Raw genomic sequence first — 21,637 nt, forward strand, 5'->3', positions numbered from 1 at the left:
ATGATAAGAGTCCTACACTTCCACCCTTTATTATATTGTTTATAAGATCATAAAATAACTCCTTAGAATCTCCTGGTAAAGGTGATAAAAGTTGTTGAAGTATATTTGCATCTGCCAGAGGTGTAAATTGCAATATACTTAAAAAGAATATAATAAAGGGAAATATAGCTAGTATTAAATAATATGCTAATTGTGCACCTATTGCTGTAACTCCATCATCATCAAATCTATACATTAGTTGTTCTAAGAATACAAACCATTTTTTTCCATCATATTTCTCACGAAGTTTATTGAGAATCTTATCCATAAAAGTACCTCCTAAAATTATTAGATTATAAAATTTATACCCCCATATTAATTTTTTTATTCAGCTTTACCTCTTTAGATTGCTTAATTTTAACTTTATAAGGGTATATTTATAGTAACTATCAAATAGAAGGGGGATTTAAATATGTCTGAAAATAAAGTTGAATTGTTTGAAAATGAACTCCAAGTCTTAAAAAGAATAGAAGAATTAAAAGCTGAAGGCTATAAAGAGGATGATATGTATATAATAGTAAGTGAAAGTGAAGAAATAAAAATGCTTAAAGGTTCAACTAATATAATGATAAAAAAAGATGATGATTCATTATATGATAAGTTTAAAAACTTTTTAAAAGGAAATGATTCTATAATAGATGCTTTTAACCGAATGGATTTAGATGATAAGTATAGAGACACTTGTTACGAAGAAGTTCACAATGGAAAAATACTCCTTATGGTAAATGAGGATTATGAAAGTAAATTTGAATTAACTAAGGATGGGCTAATGGTTCCAAAGAAAGATTTAAAAAAGTCTCAATCTGATTCCACACTATCTGAAGATAATATATTGGATTCTGATAATGAAGGTGATAGCATAGAAGATAACTTAGGGTTTGAAGCAAGAAAAGAAAAAAATGTTGTAGGAAATATCATAGCTACTGATATTGAAAAAGATGAGATTAAAAATAGATAGTTTATGTAAAATATAGATGCCTTTTTCTAATATTTACATTGGAAAAAGGCATCTATATTGGTGTGTTTGATTAAATAGTATATAATAATATATGCTTAGTAATAAAATTACATTGGAGGTAATAAATTGAATTTTGAAATTGATAAAATATATAATGGATTTAAACTTTTAGAAGAAAAAGAAGTCAAAGAAGTAAACTCTACATCTAGACTTTTTTCTCATCAGGAAACAGGAGCACGACTTATTTATCTGTCAAATAATGATAAAAACAAAGTCTTTACAATAGGTTTTAGAACTCCTCCTGAAGACAGTACTGGTGTACCACATATAATAGAACACTCTGTACTATCCGGCTCAAAAAAATACAGGACAAAAGAACCATTCATGGACATGATAAAAGGCTCTCTTCAAACATTTTTAAATGCTATGACATATCCTGATAAAACAGTTTATCCAGTAGCAAGTAGAAATGATAAAGACTTTAAAAATTTAATGGATGTTTATTTGGATGCGGTATTCAATCCTCGTATATATGAAATGGAAGAAATCTTTATGCAAGAAGGTTGGCACCATGAAATAATGGATAAAGAGGATCCTATTGTATATAAAGGAGTTGTATACAATGAAATGCGTGGTGCTTACTCTACTCCCGAATCTCTTTTAAGTGAAAGAATATCTCAATCACTTTTTCCTGATACAACATATAGATTTTCTTCAGGAGGAGACCCTTATGTTATACCACAATTAAGTCATGAAAACTTTTTAAAGTTTCATAGTAAATACTACCACCCATCAAACAGTTATATCTATCTATATGGTGATGGAGATGTATTAAAAGATTTAGAATATATCGACAAAGAATATTTAAATAAATTTGATAAAAGAGATGTGGATAGCAAAATCCATATTCAAACTCCTGTAAAAGATGAATTGGTAGAATACTATCCTATTTCACAGGACGAAAGTGATAAGAATAAAGACTATTTATCTTTAAACTTTGTACTTGGAAAAGCTACTGATCAAAAAGATAATCTTATGATAGATTTACTAAACGATGTTCTTATAAATTCTCCTGCATCTCCTGTTAAAAAAGCTTTAATAGATGCAGGAATAGGTGAAGATATATTAGGTTTTTCATCTGGAGGTATCCAGCCTGTTTTTTCTATAGCTGCTAAAAATGCAAGCGAAGATCAAAAGGATGAATTTAAAAAGATTATCTTTGATACTTTAGAAAATCTCGTAGAAAATGGAATCGATAAAAAACTAGTAGAAGCTACTATAAATAAGCTAGAATATTATTTAAGGGAATCTGGCGGAAGTGCTACAGTGGGTATACAATATGGTCTTACTATATTAGATAGTTGGTTATATGATGGTGAACCATTAGCACATCTAGAGTATGAAAAAACACTTAAGTTTTTAAGAGAATCCTTAGATTCTGATTACTATGAAAACTATATGAGAGATCATCTATTAAAAAGCAATCACAATTCTCTAGTAGTTTTAAAACCTCAAAAGGGACTGGCTGAGGAAAAAGATAAGGTTCTGCAAGAACAATTAGCAGCATATAAAGCTTCTCTTTCTAAAGATGAATTGAATATTTTAATAGAAAAAAACCGTGCATTAGAAAGATTTCAACTTTCTGAAGATACTATAGAAGACAAAAATACAATTCCAAAACTCTCTTTAGAAGATGTAAATAGCGAGCCATTAAATATAGAACAAGAGGTTTATAAGGATGATATCACAGTGCTTCACCATGATTTATTTTCAAGCGGCATTATCTATACGAACTTGGCTTTTGATTTAAGACACATAGAGAAAGATTTAATCCCTTATATAAGCCTATTATCTCAATTAATCGGTAATATAGATACAAAAAATTACAACTATGGTGATCTATCAAATGAAATATATGTAAACACAGGCGGTATAAATTTTGGTGCTACTGTTTTATCTGATAGGAAAAATGATAATATATATCCTAAATTAATGGTAAGTAGTAAAGTGATAAGAAATAAAACTACTGAATTATTCAAGCTTATAAAGGAACTTCTAACTAATACAGTTATAGAGGATAAGAAAAGAATAAAAGAAATAATAAATCAATTAAAATCAAGAATAGAAATGAGTGTATATGATACTGGTCATGCTATAGTTAAAAATAGAGTAACTTCTTATTTTTCAACATCCGGGAAATATAAAGAGTTATTATCAGGTCTAGATTTTCTATGGTTTATTGAAGACTTAGCTAATAATTTTGATGAAAAATCAGATGAAATATTAGAAAACTTAAAAAGAGTATATAGTTTAGTCTTTAATAAAGACAATTTAATAGTAAGTGTTACAGGTGAAAAAGAAGATTTAGAATTAGTAAATGACAATTTACATCTTGTAAAAGATGTATTAAATGAAGAAAAATACGAATTAAAAGATATAGGTTTAAAGGTTGAAAAGTTAAATGAAGGAATTCTATCTTCTGCAAATGTACAATATGTCGCAAAAGGATATAATTTAAAAGAACTTGGATATGAATATAGTGGTAACATGGCTGTTCTTTCAACTATATTAAGTCGTGACTATCTTCATAACTGGATACGTGCTAAAGGTGGTGCATATGGTGCTGGTATAACATTTGGTACAAAGGGTAATGTGTCTACCTTCTCATATAGAGATCCAAATCTTACAGAAACACTTGAAGTATATGATAATACTAGTAAATATTTAAAAGATCTTAAAATTAGTAAAGAAGATTTAACAAATTATATAATAGGAACTATGAATAAATTAGATCCACCATTAACTCCTTCTCAAAGGGGTCAGATAGGTCTTAATAGATATATAACTAATGCGGAATATGAAGACTTTAAAAAGCAAATGGATGAAGTTTTATCTACCACACAAAAAGAACTTAAAGATTATGAAAGCCTACTAGAGGAAATAATGAAACAAAATTATCTGTGCGTATTCGGAAATGAAAATAAGATCAAAGAAAATAAAGATGTATTTTTAAATTTAGTACAACTTAAAAAATAATATAAATAACCATAAAAAAAGAGCATAAAATGCTCTTTTTTTATGGTTTAATGAGTATTGTATAATCTTCTTACTTTATATCCTGATTCAGCTAAAGCTTCTGTTATTTTATTAATATGGTCTTCACCATTTGTCTCAACAGTCACTCTAAGTTCTAAATCATTAAATTTATCAAGATTTACAAATTGATTGTGGTCTATTTTCTTTATATTTGCATTTGCATTTGCAAGTATACCTGCAATAGTTTCTATTTGACCTGGTTTATCTGGAAGATTTAATGCAAAACTAAATATTCTTCCTCTCTGTGTAAGTCCTTTATTTAACATTGAAGAAATAGCTAGTACGTCTATATTTCCTCCACTTATAACAGAAACTATTTTTTTCCCTTTTTCCTTTATCTTTTTAGCTGCTGCTACTGATAAAAGTCCGGAGTTTTCTGCAACTAGTTTATGTTTTTCTACCATAAGTAGAAAAGTCTCCATAAGCTCATAGTCAGAAACCTTTATTATTTCATCTACATATTTTTTAATATACTCATAGTTTATATCCCCAATTGTTTTAACAGCTGTTCCATCTGCTATTGTATTGGATTCAGCTATTTCTACAACTTTTCCAGCTTCCATAGCTGCAGTAGCACTTGCAGCTCCTTTTGGCTCAACACCTATTACCTTGATGTTTGGATTTATAAGTTTAGCAGCAGTTGCTATTCCTGAAATAAGTCCTCCGCCACCAATTGGAACTAAGATAATATCTGCGTCAGGTAGTTCTTCTAATACTTCTAATGCTATAGTACCCTGTCCTGCAATTACATCTTCATCATTGAAAGGATGGATAAAAGTATAACCATGTTCTTTTTGAAGTTCTACTGCTTTTTTATATGCATCGTCATAAACTTCACCATGTAGTACTACTTCTGCTCCATAACCCTTTGTTGCTTCAACTTTTATAAAAGGAGTAAGTCTAGGCATTACAATTGTAGACTTAATACCAAGCTGTGTAGCAGCTAAGGCTACTCCTTGTGCATGATTTCCTGCTGATGATGCTATAACACCTTTTGTTTTTTCTTCTTCATTAAGTTTAGAAATTTTATTATAAGATCCTCTAACTTTAAATGATCTTGTTTTTTGTAGGTTTTCTGGTTTTAAATAAATATCATTACCAGATTCTTCAGAAAGCACCTCACTATGAATAAGTCCTCTACGAGTGATTACACCTTCTAATTTTTTTCTTGCTTCATTAAAATCTTCTAATTTAAGCATTTTTCCATCTCCTAATTTTTAAAAATTAAAATTAAAATATATTAAACAACAATAAGAAAAGTTTAATATTTTTAATATCTTATACAAAATATTTTATTACATTTAACTTTTAATTGCAATTGTTATCACAAGGTTTCGTAATAATAAAAAATACCATTGTTTACATTTAAAAGATAAAATAAAACTGAAATATTAATATTCCAGTTTTATTTTTATTAGTTGAATATAGAATTAAAGAAACTTTTTATCGAATCTAATATTCTTTGAAGTATAGATTTTACTTCTTCATTATTTTTTAATGTATCATCTAGCTTCTTACCTATATCTTTAAGCTGATTTTTTATGTTGTCAGTATCTAATTCAAGTTTTGATATCTTTTCCATAAGATTTCCAATTTTTTGTATTTGTTCATCGTTTAATGTTATGTCCAAGTTTCCAGATATTTCTATAATAATCTTTTTTATTTCTTCAGGATCTTTTATATCCTTTTCTACTATTTTTTCTTTTACTTCCTTTATAAGTTCAGAAGCTTTATCTTGTCCTACTTCTTCTCCAAGTTCTCCAACTCTTACAACTTCTTCGTTAGCGACCTTTTTTTGTTCTTCACTTATCTCTTGTCCTGTTGCTTGTTCAAATGCTTTTAATATACCTGTAAGAGCTCCTGTACCTGAAACTGAAAAAGGTGCCGCTGCTATTACCTTAGCGTTTTTAACTCCAGCTGTTGCAAGTGCATTTGCATACATCTCTTTAGTAACCCAAGAAATGTTATAAGTTTCAACATCTATTCCAGAGCCTTCTCCTAAAATTTCAACATAAGCTGAACTCATAGTTATTTTACCAAGTTGTGCTTCGCTAGCTACACCTTCTAAATATTCTCTTTCTTCTTGATTGTTTACCTCTATTATTTTTACATTGTCTTCGTCTACCTTAAAAAGTTCTAAAATTTGCTCTCTCTGATCACTGTCTAAGTCTTTAGCAAGCGTAACAACTTTATCGCTATCTGCATATGCAAAACTAGTAAATATAAACATTAACGATAATACTAAACTTACAGCTCTTAGAATTTTACTCCTTTTCATTTCTTATCTCTCCTAACTTTTTGATTAATACTATTTTATCATAAATTTCATATTAATGATATTTATTTTTCGATATTGAAACTTTCAATTATCTCTGGAACTGATTCTACCATTTCAGTTACCTTTTCAAGCTTACCTTTATTTTCTTCTTTTAATAATTCTTCAGTAGGTTCCATTATATTTAAATATGAAAATGTCTTTCCATCTTGCTCCTTTATGTATATTAAAAAGAGTTCCTCCCACTCATCCTCTTCAAAGGATTCTTCCATTATTACAATTGTAAATATATTATTGGATATGCTATCTTCTTCAAAGTTAAATGCTACACTACTACTTTCATCATCTATCCAAATCTCTCTTTCAACATTATATTTTCCTCTCCATGAAGATGGAAGTTCTAAACTAAAACCATTTAAATCATCCTTATATACTATCTTTTCTTTTTCTTCTTCTGCATCTATAGGCACATTTGCTTCTTCTTCCTGTTCAGGTTCCTTCTTATCTACAGGTTCTTCTTCCTCTATAGATTCTTCCTTGTCTATAAGATCTTCTTTGTTTACAGCTTCTTTATCATCTTTACTACAACCAAATGTTAAAAAAATACTTAAACTTAAAAAAAATATCATAATAATCTTTTTCATTATTCGTCCCCCTGATTAGTAAACTAAAATTTTGAATTTTAATTTTGGTATCTATATATAGTTTACCCAATATATAAAATTTATTTCTCCTAACTTTACATTATAGTAAAAAGATGATATTAATATGTCTTTATTATATATTTTCTATTAATTCTAAAACTATTCCATCTGGGTCTTTAAAATATACTGCTTTGCTCTTTCCAAAACCTTGATCTGTAAAGTTTTATAGATTTTTCTATATTAGAAACTGTTATTCCAATATGTACTACTTGTCCTATCATTTGATACTCTCCTTAGATAATTATTTTTTATTTTTATCAATCCTTTTATTAATTTCTTCTAATATATCTTTATCATATTTTCCAAATATTTCTTCTAATTTTTTTTGAGCTTTTATTTTAGAATCTTCGTCTATATAAAATGACACCATAATCACTGCAGCCATCAAAACTCCTAGGTCATCCTGGTATCCAACTAGGGGTAGAAGATCAGGTATTAAGTCTATGGGTGAAATAAAGTAACCTAATGAACCTACTACTATAGCTTTTAATTTAGCTGGTAATTTAGGGTTTTCAAGTGTATAAAATAATAGTAACCCAACATATATAATATTTAGTCCGGCAACTTTTGCATATTTAAATATTTTTTTAAATAGTTTTTTATCGCTATAATGACTTTTATATTGCTTTATATTATCCAGTTTTTTCATAGCTTTGCCTCCATTTTATCCTAGTAGCATTTATGGAAAATCTTATGTTAATCTGAAAAGAGGTTTTGATTCAAACTAAAGATCAAAACCTCTTTTACTATTTATAATAAATATATCACCCTTAATAAAAGGCCTTTGCTAAAATAATGATTTTTTATACAATTGACGCTTCATAAATTTCTTCTATTGACTGCCTTAAAGTATTATTAAACTCTACATCTGTTTGTTCTATGCTTGTTCCTTCTACAAATGCTCTTGAGAAGCTTGCAATCAGTCCAGGATTCTTCTTTAAAGCTTTTACAGCGAATTCTCTACTATATCCACCTGAAAGAGCTACAACCCGCATAACTTGTGGATGCTCTATTAGTTCAGCATATAAGTCTTCTTCAGTTGGTATAGTAAGCTTTAACATAATAGTTTCATCTTTAGAAAGTTTATCCAAATGTTTTAATATCTCTTTTTTCATAAGTTTTTCTGACTCTTCTTTATTTTCACTGTTTATATCTACCTCAGGTTCTAAAATTGGAACTAAGCCTTTCTTTATTATCTTCTTTCCAACTTCAAATTGTTGGTCTACTATTTTTTTAATTCCTTCTGGATTAGCTTCTTTTATAACGGAACGCATCTTAGTAGCAAATATATTTCTTTCCACAGCTCGGTCCAATAAATCTTCTAAGTCTGGCATTGGCTTCATAAGTTGTACTCCTTCTTTTAAGTCAGCCAAGCCTTTATCAACTTTTAATATAGGAACTATACCTTTTTCTTCCCATAAATAATCTGCTGTCCACTTTCCTATAATCTTATCATCCATAGTTTTTTCAAATAAAATAGCACCCAATATATGTTCAGATGTAAATGAAGGACTAGTTATAATCCTAGTTCTCATATCATGAACAAGTTTAAACATCTCTCTTTCATTATCATATCTTTTTTCTGTTACACCATAGGCTCTTAAAGCTTTAGGTGTGCTACCCCCACTTTGATCTAGTGCTGCAATAAATCCTTTACCATTTCTCATTATTTCAACTTGCTTGTTATTCATTAAATACACTCCTTTTAGTATTCAATTCATTTAATATATAAATTTTTTTTACTTTTTTTTTACTTTTTTTAAAATACTATCACTTATATATACATATACCCAATTTTTAAAAGTATACTTACCTATAATAATTACAGCAAATATAAAGGGTAAAAAAATAATAAAATCTTAAGACTTTAACAGTTCTTAAGATTTTATATCTATTTTATAGAATTTTTAAATACTTCTACTGTCCTATCTAAAATATTATTTAAATATGCTAGTAAAATGCCATAATTTGTAATAGGTACATTTGCTTCTTTACATTTATATATTCTTGACTCCATTTCTTTTGGATTTTGCATACAGGAACCACAATGAATAACAAAATCGTAATCCTTTAATTTTTCTGGAAAGTCATGTCCTGTTTTAAAATGGTATGTGAATTTTTTCCCTGTATATTTATCTAATAGTTTTGGTATTTTTACCCGACCAATATCTTCATGGGAATGATTGTGGGTACAGGATTCTGCAATTAAAATATTTGATCCATCCTGCAGGGAATTTATATGGCTAATACCATCTAAAAAAATATTTAAGTCTCCTTTATATCTTGCAAATAAAATGGAAAAGGATGTTAATTTTATAGAATTTGATATGCTTTTTTCTACCTTTTTAAATATTTGGGAATCTGTAATCACTAAATCAACCTTATCTAAATCTTCTAAGGCAGACTCTAGTTCTGTGTCTCTTACTACATAGCTTTTAATTCCGTGGTCTAGACAATCTCTAATAACTTGTACTTGAGGCAAGATAATTCTACCCTTTGGTGCTTGGGAATCAACTGCTACAACTAAAACAACTGTCCCATTATAAGGTATTAAATCACCTACAATTGGCTTTTCTTTGATGTTTTTCTCTATTTTCTTAACTAAAATTTCTTTAAATTGCATAATGCTTTTTTCTTCTTTTATAGACACCAATATGGATGAAGGATATATTTTTTGTATTTCTTTTATTTCACTTGGTGATAATTTATCCTTTTGGCTTATAACTATTAAAAAAGGTATCTTATACTTTTCCAGTTCTTTTTTTATCTTTTTAAAGTATTCTTCTGATTTATATTCTTTACCATCTATCACATAAAGTGCAAAATCTGTTTTTGGTAGAACCTTCATTGTTTTTTCTACTCTTAAATCTCCCAAGGTACCACTATCATCAACCCCAGCTGTATCAATAAACAAAACAGGTCCTAAGGCTGAAAACTCTATTGCTTTATTAACAGGATCAGTAGTAGTTCCACTAATCGGGGATACCAAAGATACTTCTTGACTTGTCAAAGCATTTAACAAGGAAGACTTTCCAGCATTTCTTTTTCCTAGTAAAGTTATATGGAACCTGTTTGCATTTGGTGTTTTGTTCATAAAAACCTCCTATAAAAATAAATCTCTTTGTCCTGCTTTGATTTTTTCTAAGTTTTCCCAAAGTAACTTTTTAATATCTTCTCTTTCTATTTTATCAGCTTCTTCATATATCTTCTTCTCTGCCTTTTGAAATAACTCTTCATCACCATAATCTTCAATAAATTCCATTAAAGTCATAAGAGCATTAGGGGCACACACATTTTGAATTTGTCCTGATTTTGCAAGTCTCATAAAGCGATCTCCTGTACGTCCTTGTCTGTAGCAAGCTGTACAGTAACTAGGTATAAATCCATCTTCTAATAATTCTTTCAATATATCTAAAGGAGTTCTATGGTCTTCTAGCTCAAATTGATTTATATCTTTTCCTTCTTCACTTTCTTTATATCCTCCTACTCCTGTACAAGAACCTGCACTTACTTGGGAAACTCCATATTGAATCACTTCTTTTCTAATAGCTGCGGTTTCTCTTGTAGATAAAATAATTCCTGTATAAGGCACTGCAATACGTAAAATAGCTACAATTTTTCTGAAGGTATCATCTTCTACTAAATGAGGAAATTGTTCTAAATTCATTCCTTCTGCTTTTTTTAATCTTGGTACAGAAATCGTATGAAAACCTACTCCAAAGTTTTCTTCTAAATATTCATTGTGAAGCATAAGAGACAAGATCTCAAATTTATAATCTGAAAGTCCGAAAAGAACACCTCCACCAACATCATCAATTCCTGCTTCCATAGCACGATCAAAAGCTGTTAGATGATAATTATAATCACCTTTTAATGAATTTGGATGATTTTTTATGTAAGTTGGCTTATGATAAGTTTCTTGAAATAATATATAGGTTCCAATATTCTTTTCCTTTAGTCTTTTATAGTTTTCTACTGTAGTGGCAGCAATATTTACATTAATTCTTCTGATATTCCCATTTTCATTTTCTGTTTGATAAATAGAATCAATTGCATCTAAAACATAATCAATGTCGCAATTAATAGGATCTTCACCAGCTTCTAAAGCTAAACGTTTATGACCCATCTTTTCAAGAACTTTTACTTCCTTTTGTATTTCTTCTTTTGTAAGTTTTCTTCTAGGAAAGTCATTCTTTTTTTGATAACCACAGTACACACAATTGTTAACACAAAAATCACTTATATATAATGGTGCAAAAACTACAATTCGATTTCCATAAATTCTTTTTTTAATCTTTCCTGCAATCTTATATATCTTTTGAAGTTGCCCCTTATCCTTTGTTTGTAGAAGTTTTGCAACTTCTAAGTGACTAAGTCCAGCAAAAGTTTTTGCCTTTTCTAGCATTTTATCAATTTCTTCTTTTGTAACTTCTTTTGATTGTTCTAATAAATCTTCTACATATGATTGTTCTATTATCATTTGTTATCCCTCCAATTAATGTGGTCACCTCTAGATAAGTCTACTTTCAAACCTATTGATTTTATACGATTTTCAATATTTACAAAACTTTGCCTTGCTTCTTCTTTTGTATATGATTTCCCTTGATAAATTTCATAATTTTCTTTAGCATTTATAGGGGATAAATTAGACATTATAACATTGGCACCTGCTTGTAAAGCTTTCTCTTTTCCCTTTGGATCTAGAGTTTCCATTGCAGTTGTTGCAGGTAAAAGTACCTGGGGTAATAAAAGTCTAGTTAAAGCAAGCATCTTTAAAGTCTTTTCAACTGTTCCTCCTTTTTCTCCTCCTAGTGGGGTTTGTGGATGCGGAATAAAAGGACCAATTCCAACCATATGAGGCTGCATATTTTTTAAGAACAAAAGGTTTTCTACTAAATCTTCGTTTTTTTCACCTGGTAATCCAACCATAAAACCTGCACCAATTTGATATCCTACTTTCCTTAATGTTTTTAAGCATCTTTTTCTACTTTCGAACTTCATATGGGGATGCAGTTTTTCATAAAGTTCTACATTTGATGTTTCATGACGTAAAAGAAACCTATCTACACCTGCAGAAAATAATTTTTCATATTCTTCTTCACTTTTTTCTCCTATTGATAATGTAACAGCAACACCTTTAAATCTTTCTTTTATTTCCTTTACCATATTAGATAACAAGTCTATATCATAATAGCTATCTTCACCACTTTGGAGAACAAAGGTCCTATAACCCACTTTATACCCTTCTTCACAAGAAGACATAATATCTTCACTGTTTAATCTATATCTTGATACCATCATATTGTCTCTTCTCAAACCACAATACAAACAGTTTTTAGAGCAATGATTTGAAAATTCTATAAGACCTCTCATAAAGACATCTTTACCATAAACTGCTTCCTTTGTTTGTCTGGCATATTTATATAAGAGAGCTTCATCTGAAGGTCTCTTATTATTTAGCAGTTTTAATAATTCATTTGAAGATAGTTTATTTTCTTTAAATAGTTTTAATAATATCTTTTCCATTTTATACTTCCTTTTTTGAAATAGATGTTTTTACTGTAATTCCTTTAATATTTCCCAATTTCCCTGTTAAATGGTTTATTTCATCTAATGTCCCAAGTACAACTATTGAAACAACCGAAACTTTACTGTCTTCAAAGGGTATTCCCATTCTACCTCTTATAATATCTTTAAAATCAGCTACAGTACTGTTAAAATATTTTTGGCATTCTTTAGGGTTTTCTAAGATGGCTCCTACAACTGCTATTTTTTTAGTCAATTCTATTCCTCCTAAGTTTTTATGTAAAACTATATGACTTTGATCTTTATAAAAATAAAAAAACTTCCTAAAAAGGAAGTCTTTAATAGCATGTCAAAAAACTATTATCTCTCCTCTTTTAGATCAGAATAAACTTCTCTATTAGATTCATTATCTTAACAAATATTCCAAGAATACTCTCAGAAAATTTGGAATTAATACTTGTTAATATTTTATCAATGTTTTCTTTTCTTGTCAATCTTTTTATTTTTTTATAAACTTTATTTTTTCAACACTGCGATTAAGTTTTTTCCCATAAAAACACCCCCCGATAAGCTAATTTTCGAACAATTAGTTTATTGGGAGGTGTTTTATAAAATTAATTCTCTTTATTTCATATATTTAAGTTCCACAATATGTTACATATGGTATAGATGAAGGTTTTGGTGTTTTTGTATATTTATCATCTATATTAAGATGATCATATGGGTCAGATAAGGCATCTAGTAAATTATTAAAATGTGTAAGGTCTCCCTTATCAGCCGCATCCAAAGCTTCTTCTACTAAATAATTTCTAGGTATAAGAGAGGGATTAGATTTCTTCATTAATTCTCTAGATACATCTTTCCCTTCTTCTTGCCTATTAAGCCTATCGTCCCATTTATCCTTCCAACTTTTAAATTCTTTACTCTTAAACATATCATTTTCTTCAAATCTATCAAATGTTAAATCAATAAAGGTATTAGTATAGTCTGCATTGTGTCTTTCCATGACATGAAATAGTTCTTCTATAAGTTTTTTATCTTCTACTTCTTCATTAAAAATGCCTAGCTTATTTCTCATACCTTTAATATAGTTTTTATAATATAAATCATCAAATTCATTTATAGTTTCTTTTGCTAACTTTACTGATTTGTCCATATCAGAATCTATAAGAGATAAAAGTGTCTCTGCAAATCTTGTTAAATTCCACTTTCCTATGCTTGGCTGATTTTTATAAGAATAACGTCCAAATCTATCTATTGAGCTAAAGACAGTTTGAGAATCATAAGTGTCCATAAAAGCACAAGGTCCATAGTCAATTGTTTCACCGCTTATAGCCATATTATCAGTGTTCATAACACCATGAATAAATCCTACCAATTGCCATTTAGAAATAAGCCCTGCTTGAACCTTTATTACTTCTTTTAAAAGAGATAAATAAGGATTTTCATTTGTCTTAATATATGGGAAATGACGATCTATAGAATAATCTGCCAGTGTTTTAATATCTGTTTCTGTGCCAAAATTTGCAGCATACTCAAATGTTCCAACTCTTATGTGACTTTTAGCTACTCTTGTTAATATAGCCCCTTTTTCTCTATTTTCTCTAACTATTTTATCTCCTGTTGTAACAACAGATAAACTTCTGCTTGTTGGAATATTAAGTCCATACATGCCTTCACTTATTATATATTCTCTTAACATAGAACTTAAAGTAGCTCTTCCATCTCCAAGCATAGTAAAATGACCAAATTGATGGCCAGCATAAGCCATAGCTAAAAATGTATCACCCTTTAATGGCTTATTTCCTGCTAATATACTTATACCTTCTTCACTCTTTAATCCTTCTATATTTAATCCTAAAGATTTTACTAAAGGTTCATTTATAGTAACAAGCTTTGGTGAACTTGCAAGGTTTGGCTTTACCTTGCTATAGAAAAACTCTGGAAGCTTTGAATAACTATTTTCTATCTTCCATCCTAGATTGTTTTTATGCATTTTAACAACTCCTTACTTTTCATTAAACTTACTTTCCTTTATACAAGTTTTCACTTTATCTAGTATTTATATTCATTAATCAATATATACCCATTATAATATTTGGTAATAGCAAGCAAAAAATTTCTATAGAACAAAGAAATAAATTAGATACAATAAATATAGATTATTTACAATAACATTTTAATTAATTGGAGTATTTATTTTGAAATTATCATATTAATTTTTTAGTACTTTCTTATTTACATATTTGTATTGACAACTCTTTTAGTTAATCTATAATAGTTATTATGATTTAAGTGGTTTTAAAGAAAATAATATATAAGAGCTAAAATATTTCATAATATAAAAATATTTTAGCCTTTTAAAAAATTCTATAAATAGTATTGCAAATTAAACTTAAAAATAGATAAATAGGAGGAACTAAGATGGCTGTAAAAAAAGAAAGTAGTTTTTTAAAAGGGCCTATATTGCCTTCTCTTATGAAATTTACAATTCCAGTATTGTTTGCTATGTTTCTTCAAGCAACATATGGAGCAGTAGACTTATGGGTTGTTGGTAAATATTCAGGTCCTGCTGATGTTTCTGCGGTAGCTACTGGAAGCCAAACCATGCTAATTATAACAGGAATAATTATGGGGTTATCCATGGGTACAACAGTCCTTATAGGACAAAAAGTAGGAGAAAGAGATGATAGGGCAGCTGCTGATGTAATAGGTGCTACTATTTGGATATTCGGTATATTAAGTGTTTTTTTATCTATTATAATGTTATTAATGACCCCTAAAATAGCTCTTATTATGAATGTACCTGAAGAAGCATTTCAAAAGACAATAAATTACATAACTATATGTTCAATAGGTACAATTTTCATAGTAGCTTACAATGTTATAAGTAGTATTTTTAGAGGACTTGGAAACTCAAGAGCCCCTTTATTATTTGTAGGGATAGCATGTCTTGTAAACATAGCATGTGATTTATTATTTGTAAAAATATTTGGTATGGACTCGAGAGGAACGGCTATAGCAACTATACTAGCTCAAGCAATTAGTGTTATCTTTTCTATAGTCCTTATGATAAAGGGTGGTCTGTCTTTTTCTGTTTCAAAAGAAAATTTAAAATTTAAACCTGTAGTTATTAAAAAAATTATAAAACTAGGTTCTCCTATTGCCCTTCAAGATATGTGCAATGAAGTTTCCTTTCTAGTTTTAATTGGTATAGTAAATAGTTTAGGACTAACTGCTTCCGCAGGAGTTGGGGTAGCAGAAAGACTTGTAATGTTTATGCTCCTTATTCCTCTGGCCTATATGTCATCTATATCTGCCTTTGTTGCTCAAAATATAGGGGCAGGCCAAGAAAAAAGAGCAAAAAAGACTATGTGGGTAGGGATGTCAACAGCATCACTTTTTGGAATAATAATGTCTTATCTTTCATTTTTCCATGGTGATATTTTATCAAGAATTTTTACTAGTGACCCAGCAGTTATAGAAGCTTCTAGTAGTTTTTTGAAAGCTACTGCTATAGAATGTTTAGCACTTTCTACTGCATTTTGCTTTACAGGGTATTTTAATGGAATAGGTAGAACAAATTTTGTAATGATACAAGGACTTCTAGCTGTCTTTTTAGTTAGAATACCCTATGCTTACTTTGCAAGTAAACAAGCAAATCCAACAATATTCAACATTGGAATGTCTGCAGCATGGACTGCAATATTTACACTAGTAATTTGTTTATCATATTATATGTTTTTAGAAAGAAAAGAAACTATTGAAAAAGCAAGTCCAGAGTGTTCTAAAGTTCAAGTATAATTTTAAGTATAGAAAAGGTTTTATAAGACTTCTTAATAATAAAGCATCCAATACTAGGTGATGTCTTCATCACCTAGTATTGGATGCTTTTTAAAATTTTAAATAATATAAAATTTATTTCTTAGTTTAAGCTTGAATAAAATTCAATTATCTTTATATTCCTACACACATTATTTTTATACATTTTACTTAGCATTAACTTTCCAAGCTCCTACTAATTTTGTAGCTTCTTCTTTTGGGTTATCAGCTTCAGATATAGCAGAAACTACAAAGAAACCATCAACTCCTGTTTTTACAAGTCCTTCTATATCGTCCAGCTTAACTCCACCACCTACTACTATTGGAAGGGGACTAAGTTTTTTAAGTTTAGAAATATCTTCAAAAGTTCTAGTAAGTATATTTCCATGGAAATCAAGTCCACAATCTGCCTTAGTCTGTGTTTCATGAAGTGGTCCTGCGCCAAAATAATCAATTTGTGATACATCTGCTTCTTTTATATATTGAAATAGTTCATGTGCCCTAGCTGATACTCCTATTATACTATCTTCACCTAAATATTCTCGACATACTTCTACCGGTATATCATCTTGTCCTATATGAATACCGTCTACCTTTGCTCCCTCTTTTCTAGCAGCTAGTATTATGTCAAATCTATCATTAACAACTAAAGATACTTCTTTTGACTTTCCAAGTTCCTTAATTGTTCTTGACGCTTCTTTTGTTAGTTTAATTAGTTCTTTAGCAGAAGCTGTTTTTGATCGAATCTGTATAAAAGTAAATCCTGCTTCTATTGCCTCTTTGATCATTGGAAGAACTTCTCTTCCCTTAGTGTTTTCAGGACCTACAACAAAGTATGCTGAAAGATCAAAGTTTTTCCTATTAATCATTTTCACCTCCCAGAATATTATCTATGCTTTCTGTTTTTTTATTAATTGTATCTTGAAAGCCAGGTCTTATATCTGCTTTTAAAACTACTTCTGTACGAATCCCTTTATTAGCAAGTATAAAAGTTGCTTCTTTTACAACTTTCATAACTTCATCCCAAGGTCCTTCTATTTCTGTAAACATAGATGTTGTCTTATTAGGTAAGCCTGACTCTCTTATTACTTTTACCACTTCCGCTACTTCTTCTGCTAATTCATCACCTTCTCCAAATGGAGCTATTGCTACTGCTACTAACGTATTCATTTTACATCCTCCTTGATTTCAAAATAATTATTTGCTATATCTTGTGATGTAGCTTTATATAGTTCATCTAAAAAAGCTACTTGAAAACTTCCTGGACCTTCCGCTCTTTTTTTGGCACGCTTACCAGCTAAGTTATAAATCTGAGTCCCTGTAAGTGCTGCAATAAACGGAGTCGTTACTGCCGAGTAAACTGCCATAACTCCTCCTAATGAACAGCCTGCTCCAGTTATTTTTTCCATCAAATCAGATCCACCTTTAGAATAAACTACTGTATTCCCATCTGTAACAAGATCCTCTTCACCTGACGCTACAACAGCTCCTCCTGTCCATTTAGCTAGTTCAATAGCAGCAGTTTTGGCATCATCTACTAGGTTTGTAGAGTCTACACCTCTAACTTGTGAAGTACTAGTCCCACCATCTAATTTCCACAAGCCAGCTAAGGCAATAATTTCTGAAGCATTTCCTCTAATTATAGTAGGTTTAAAATCTTTAAATCGCTTTAAAATTTTAGTTCTAAAAGAACCTATTCCTATTGCAACTGGATCTAAAACCCATGACTTATTTTTTTCATGTAAAACTTTGCCCGTACGCTCTAACGTTTCCTCATATATAGGTAAGAGTGTTCCTACATTTATATACATTGCTCCTCCAGCATTCGCTAAAAATTCTCCTTCATCAGGTAAGTATACCATTGCAGCTGATCCCCCTACTGCAAGTTGAGCATTGGCTACAAAATTCATAGTTACAGCATTAGTTATAGATCCTGCCATAGGATTAGTTGTCTTTACCTTTTTTACTGCTTCTATAATACTTTCTTCTATCTTTTGTTTTCCTAACATTGTTCCTCCTTTTTTAAGATATATTTTTCTGCAGCTCTTACGTGTTTTAAAACCCTTATTTATAAATAAAAATGCGTCCCTAAGTAGGAACGCATAAATTCATCATTTATAATAATGCTTGTTTCCCTACACCAGTATTAACTGACAGGTTCAAAGGGTCAGACCAAGTCTTCTCAACTCTATTGAGTTCCCCCACAAATAGTTCATATTTAATTTTGTAACTATATTTAGATTATCATTCAATGTCTTATATGTCAATATAGACTAAAATATAAATATCTTTCACTAGAAAATTCTACTTTTTATGTTCAATTTTCTTCGCCTCAGCTTGTGCAGGATAGGAATCCATAATATCACCATCAATCCACACCTCTACTTCATCACCCTTACTAAACCTTTCTGCATTATCATAAGTTAAATAGATTAATCCATAGTAAGCGTCTCCTAATACATCTTCGTTTTGTATCTCTGAAGCAGGTTTATCTTTAATTTTTTCATACTCTTCAGGGGAAAGTTCTTCTGCAAGCAATATTTGATTTTCAGTTACTTCTAACACGATTCCATCCCTATCAGGTTTGCTACATCCTATTAATGAAAGACTAATTATTATACTTATAAACACAGTAAGAGTTCTTTTCATTGTTTCTCCTTTTCTTGTATATAAATTTTCTGTAAAGAATTTGTTTAGTTGCACTTCTTATAAAGAAAGCGTCGCTGTCATTCTGAGGAGCATAGCGATGAAGAATCTTTGTTTTGACCCTAAACCATAGATTCTTCGCGATGCTCAGAATGACAAACCTCTGAGGTACGCTTAAATTTACCAATATTCTCTAAGCAAAGCTACTTGAGGATCAAAGAAATATTGAAAATAAGGAGTGACTTATGAAAGCTGTTTTTCCTTTCATGGAAGGCCGTTTTTCAATATTTCTTGAACCAAGCTTAGATTCTTGCAAGCTCAGAATGACAGATTAACACTTTACTACTAATGTTCACTAACTTATTTTTATTATATTTTAAACTAAATAAATTAAATTATAAAATTGATATTGCCATATCTGTTTTTCTAATCATTTATCTTTAGGTATAATGTGTATATCTCTTTGTGGAAAAGGTATGGATATATTATTTTCTTCAAACTTTTTGATGATTTTAAATCGTAAATCACTTGGAATTCTAAATTCTCTTTCATCGCTTTGTGAATTAATCCAAAACCAAACACTAAATTTTAAACCAGAATCCCCAAATTCTTCAAAAAACACACGTGGCTTAGGTTCTTCAACAATATTTGGCCACAATTCTTCTTTTAATTCATATACAGTTTCATATAATATTTTTTCGACTAATTCTACATCACTACCATATGCAACATCAACTTCAACAGGTATGCGCAATTTTTTATCTGAATAGGATCTATTGACAAACTTTTCCTCTAAAAAGAAGGAGTTAGGAATAATCATCCTTTCATTTATACGTGTGCGTACAATGGTTGCACGGATTTTTATTTCTTCAACATTTGCAATCTTATCATCAACAATAATACGATCACCAACCCTAATTGGGCGTTCAAATAAAATAATTAAACCTGAAATAAAATTAGACATCACATTTTGTAGACCAAATCCGATTCCAACACCTAATACGCTTGCGAAAACAGTTAGACTATCTAAGTTAAAACCAATTGATGAAAGAGAAATAATCACTGCCATCGAAACAATAAAATAACTAAAAAAAGTATTCATTGAAGCACGAAGGCCTCTATCTACTCCATATTTATCATAGACAACAGGTAATACAAATTCACGAACTGCTTTTGAAAATTTAACAGCTAATATGACTGAAAATAAAATTGTTAAAATAAGAATTATAGTTATTTGGGTATCGCCAAACACGAAAAGCGTCTTATATATAAAAGATGTTTTTGTAAAATAAGTAAAGGAATAAACGATTAAAATAAATAAAGTAATCCAATTAATGATAGTATCAATAAATAATCTGGTTCGTTGACCTTTAATTCTTCTTTTTAAAATAGTACGTAGTCCAAAACTCCCAATAAGAATAAGTATAGCCCCTGCTATTGCAATTAGCCAGAAAGCAATATCATTGTTTTGGATTCCCTCTATGAAGTTTACTAATTGTTCCATTTAACTTGCCCCTCACTCTTTAATTAATTTATTTTTTAATACTTATTATCTTTGTATACCCAAAATCCTGCTTCTCTCTTCAATAGCTATAGTATTATAATATATTATTCTAAACAAAAACAATTATTAATATATTATAACGTAAAAAGATAGTAATCCGAAATGAAATATATAGTAAACAAGAAAATTTTTCTATGAACTTTTTAGCATTATAAAAACACTAGATAGTAACTATCTAGTGTTTTTATAATATCCTATGTATTATGGAATCAACTGACATTTATTTCAATGGTTCTCTGAATAGGAGGATAAAACCAATGAAAATTCATCTTTATTTATCAAAAGAAAATCCATATAAAACCTTATCTATAACTAGATTATTAAAATCCATTAAATCAACTAGGTAAGGATCAACCTCTTTCTTATTTTCACCATAAATTTTTATTTTAGGTCTAGAGTGTATTTCATCATTAGCTTCATATATAATGCCCTCTCTTCCATCACTCAAGCGTACTAGTGTATCTTTTGGAAAAACATTTATTGATGCAGCAAAGACTTTTATTGTTTCTACACTAAATTCATCTCCTCCAGCTGCAAATAAATATTCCATAGCCTCATGCACTGGTACAGCCCTTCTATAGGATCTATCTGATGTTAAGGCATCAAACACATCACATATTGAAGCTATTTTACTAAATAGGTGGATTTCCTTTCCTTGTAAATTCCTTGGATATCCTGAGCCATCTTCTCTTTCATGGTGGCATAGGGCAATATTTATAGCGGTAAGCGGTAGATCTGTATAGCTTTTTAAAAAATCATATCCCTTTTGTGCATGGCTTTTTACAATTTTAAATTCTTCATTTGTTAGTTTATCAGGTTTATTAATTATTTCTATTGGTATAAATGTTTTTCCTATATCGTGAAATATACAACCTATAGCTAATTTCTTTATTTCCTTCATAGTAAAACCTCTATCTCTAGCTATAACAGTAGACAGCATCATTACATTTAAACTGTGGTTCATTGTATAATCATCGTATATTGAGATATTTATCAAATGTTCTAGG

21 protein-coding genes and 1 riboswitch are annotated in these 21,637 nt (G+C 29.6%); of the genes, 3 read left to right on the top strand and 18 right to left on the bottom strand.

Annotated elements, in window-relative coordinates; all coding sequences use genetic code 11:
• Positions 1–307, bottom strand: a 307-nt coding sequence (locus tag ACTHW2_RS02765) for a YhjD/YihY/BrkB family envelope integrity protein (protein ID WP_442262206.1), incomplete at its 3' end; no start/stop codon positions are given.
• A 144-nt stretch (positions 308–451) separates the two neighbouring features.
• Between ACTHW2_RS02765 and ACTHW2_RS02770 the strand changes: the two genes are divergently transcribed.
• On the top strand, positions 452–997 hold the full coding sequence (locus ACTHW2_RS02770) for a general stress protein (RefSeq protein WP_442262207.1): 546 nt from the start codon (positions 452–454) through the stop codon (positions 995–997).
• A 126-nt stretch (positions 998–1,123) separates the two neighbouring features.
• The gene (locus ACTHW2_RS02775; RefSeq protein WP_442262208.1) at positions 1,124–4,033 is read left to right on the top strand and encodes an insulinase family protein; all 2,910 of its coding nucleotides are present in this window, start codon (positions 1,124–1,126) and stop codon (positions 4,031–4,033) included.
• A 47-nt stretch (positions 4,034–4,080) separates the two neighbouring features.
• Here ACTHW2_RS02775 and ilvA read toward each other — a convergent pair whose 3' ends face one another.
• The 11 genes from ilvA to ACTHW2_RS02830 form a co-directional block, all read right to left on the bottom strand.
• Positions 4,081–5,292 (bottom strand): threonine ammonia-lyase, encoded by a 1,212-nt coding sequence (gene ilvA / locus ACTHW2_RS02780; protein ID WP_442262209.1) that lies wholly within the window; start codon positions 5,290–5,292, stop codon positions 4,081–4,083.
• Positions 5,293–5,507: 215 nt separating this feature from the next.
• Positions 5,508–6,371: a DUF1002 domain-containing protein gene (locus ACTHW2_RS02785; protein ID WP_442262210.1), complete on the bottom strand. Its 864-nt coding sequence runs from the start codon at positions 6,369–6,371 to the stop codon at positions 5,508–5,510.
• A 62-nt stretch (positions 6,372–6,433) separates the two neighbouring features.
• A complete protein-coding gene (locus ACTHW2_RS02790) occupies positions 6,434–7,012 on the bottom strand; it encodes a hypothetical protein (protein ID WP_442262211.1) in 579 nt (192 codons plus the stop codon).
• 176 nt (positions 7,013–7,188) lie between these two features.
• A complete protein-coding gene (locus ACTHW2_RS02795) occupies positions 7,189–7,293 on the bottom strand; it encodes a VOC family protein (protein WP_442262212.1) in 105 nt (34 codons plus the stop codon).
• Positions 7,294–7,313: 20 nt separating this feature from the next.
• Positions 7,314–7,721, bottom strand: coding sequence for a YkvA family protein (locus ACTHW2_RS02800; RefSeq protein ID WP_442262213.1), 408 nt, complete (start codon positions 7,719–7,721; stop codon positions 7,314–7,316).
• A 154-nt stretch (positions 7,722–7,875) separates the two neighbouring features.
• Positions 7,876–8,763 carry a fructose bisphosphate aldolase gene (locus ACTHW2_RS02805; RefSeq protein ID WP_442262214.1) on the bottom strand — a complete coding sequence of 296 codons (888 nt, stop codon included), beginning with the start codon at positions 8,761–8,763 and terminating at the stop codon, positions 7,876–7,878.
• A 200-nt stretch (positions 8,764–8,963) separates the two neighbouring features.
• Positions 8,964–10,166 (bottom strand): [FeFe] hydrogenase H-cluster maturation GTPase HydF, encoded by a 1,203-nt coding sequence (gene hydF / locus ACTHW2_RS02810; RefSeq protein ID WP_442262215.1) that lies wholly within the window; start codon positions 10,164–10,166, stop codon positions 8,964–8,966.
• Positions 10,167–10,175: 9 nt separating this feature from the next.
• Complete coding sequence (gene hydG, locus ACTHW2_RS02815) at positions 10,176–11,552, bottom strand: [FeFe] hydrogenase H-cluster radical SAM maturase HydG (protein ID WP_442262216.1); 1,377 nt, start codon at positions 11,550–11,552, stop codon at positions 10,176–10,178.
• The gene (gene hydE / locus ACTHW2_RS02820; protein ID WP_442262217.1) at positions 11,549–12,598 is read right to left on the bottom strand and encodes a [FeFe] hydrogenase H-cluster radical SAM maturase HydE; all 1,050 of its coding nucleotides are present in this window, start codon (positions 12,596–12,598) and stop codon (positions 11,549–11,551) included. The genes hydG and hydE overlap by 4 nt, the downstream gene beginning before the upstream one ends.
• A 1-nt stretch (position 12,599) precedes the next feature.
• Positions 12,600–12,854: a TM1266 family iron-only hydrogenase system putative regulator gene (locus ACTHW2_RS02825; RefSeq protein WP_442262218.1), complete on the bottom strand. Its 255-nt coding sequence runs from the start codon at positions 12,852–12,854 to the stop codon at positions 12,600–12,602.
• 381 nt (positions 12,855–13,235) lie between these two features.
• A complete protein-coding gene (locus tag ACTHW2_RS02830) occupies positions 13,236–14,594 on the bottom strand; it encodes a protein adenylyltransferase SelO (protein WP_442262219.1) in 1,359 nt (452 codons plus the stop codon).
• A gap of 428 nt (positions 14,595–15,022) precedes the next feature.
• On the opposite strand from ACTHW2_RS02830, the gene ACTHW2_RS02835 reads away from it, so the two are divergent.
• Entirely contained in the window at positions 15,023–16,402 is a 1,380-nt protein-coding gene (locus ACTHW2_RS02835) for an MATE family efflux transporter (RefSeq protein WP_442262220.1), read from the top strand.
• Between the two features lie 185 nt (positions 16,403–16,587).
• On the opposite strand, the gene thiE is transcribed toward ACTHW2_RS02835, so the two are convergent.
• From thiE to ACTHW2_RS02865, 6 genes are all read right to left on the bottom strand, one after another.
• Positions 16,588–17,289 carry a thiamine phosphate synthase gene (thiE, locus tag ACTHW2_RS02840; protein WP_442262221.1) on the bottom strand — a complete coding sequence of 234 codons (702 nt, stop codon included), beginning with the start codon at positions 17,287–17,289 and terminating at the stop codon, positions 16,588–16,590.
• The gene (locus tag ACTHW2_RS02845) at positions 17,282–17,590 is read right to left on the bottom strand and encodes an MTH1187 family thiamine-binding protein (protein WP_442262222.1); all 309 of its coding nucleotides are present in this window, start codon (positions 17,588–17,590) and stop codon (positions 17,282–17,284) included. The genes thiE and ACTHW2_RS02845 overlap by 8 nt, the downstream gene beginning before the upstream one ends.
• Positions 17,587–18,429, bottom strand: coding sequence for a hydroxyethylthiazole kinase (gene thiM / locus ACTHW2_RS02850; RefSeq protein WP_442262223.1), 843 nt, complete (start codon positions 18,427–18,429; stop codon positions 17,587–17,589). The genes ACTHW2_RS02845 and thiM overlap by 4 nt, the downstream gene beginning before the upstream one ends.
• A gap of 105 nt (positions 18,430–18,534) precedes the next feature.
• Positions 18,535–18,633: riboswitch (TPP riboswitch) on the bottom strand.
• Positions 18,634–18,724: 91 nt separating this feature from the next.
• Positions 18,725–19,069, bottom strand: coding sequence for a DUF3221 domain-containing protein (locus ACTHW2_RS02855; RefSeq protein ID WP_442262224.1), 345 nt, complete (start codon positions 19,067–19,069; stop codon positions 18,725–18,727).
• A gap of 427 nt (positions 19,070–19,496) precedes the next feature.
• Positions 19,497–20,570, bottom strand: a complete 1,074-nt coding sequence (locus tag ACTHW2_RS02860) for a mechanosensitive ion channel family protein (RefSeq protein WP_442262225.1) — start codon at positions 20,568–20,570, stop codon at positions 19,497–19,499.
• Positions 20,571–20,901: 331 nt separating this feature from the next.
• Positions 20,902–21,637: HD-GYP domain-containing protein (locus ACTHW2_RS02865; RefSeq protein ID WP_442262226.1), on the bottom strand; the 736-nt coding region annotated here is incomplete at its 5' end.

The organism is Tissierella sp. (assembly GCF_052089545.1).
Taxonomy (GTDB): domain Bacteria; phylum Bacillota; class Clostridia; order Tissierellales; family Tissierellaceae; genus Tissierella_A.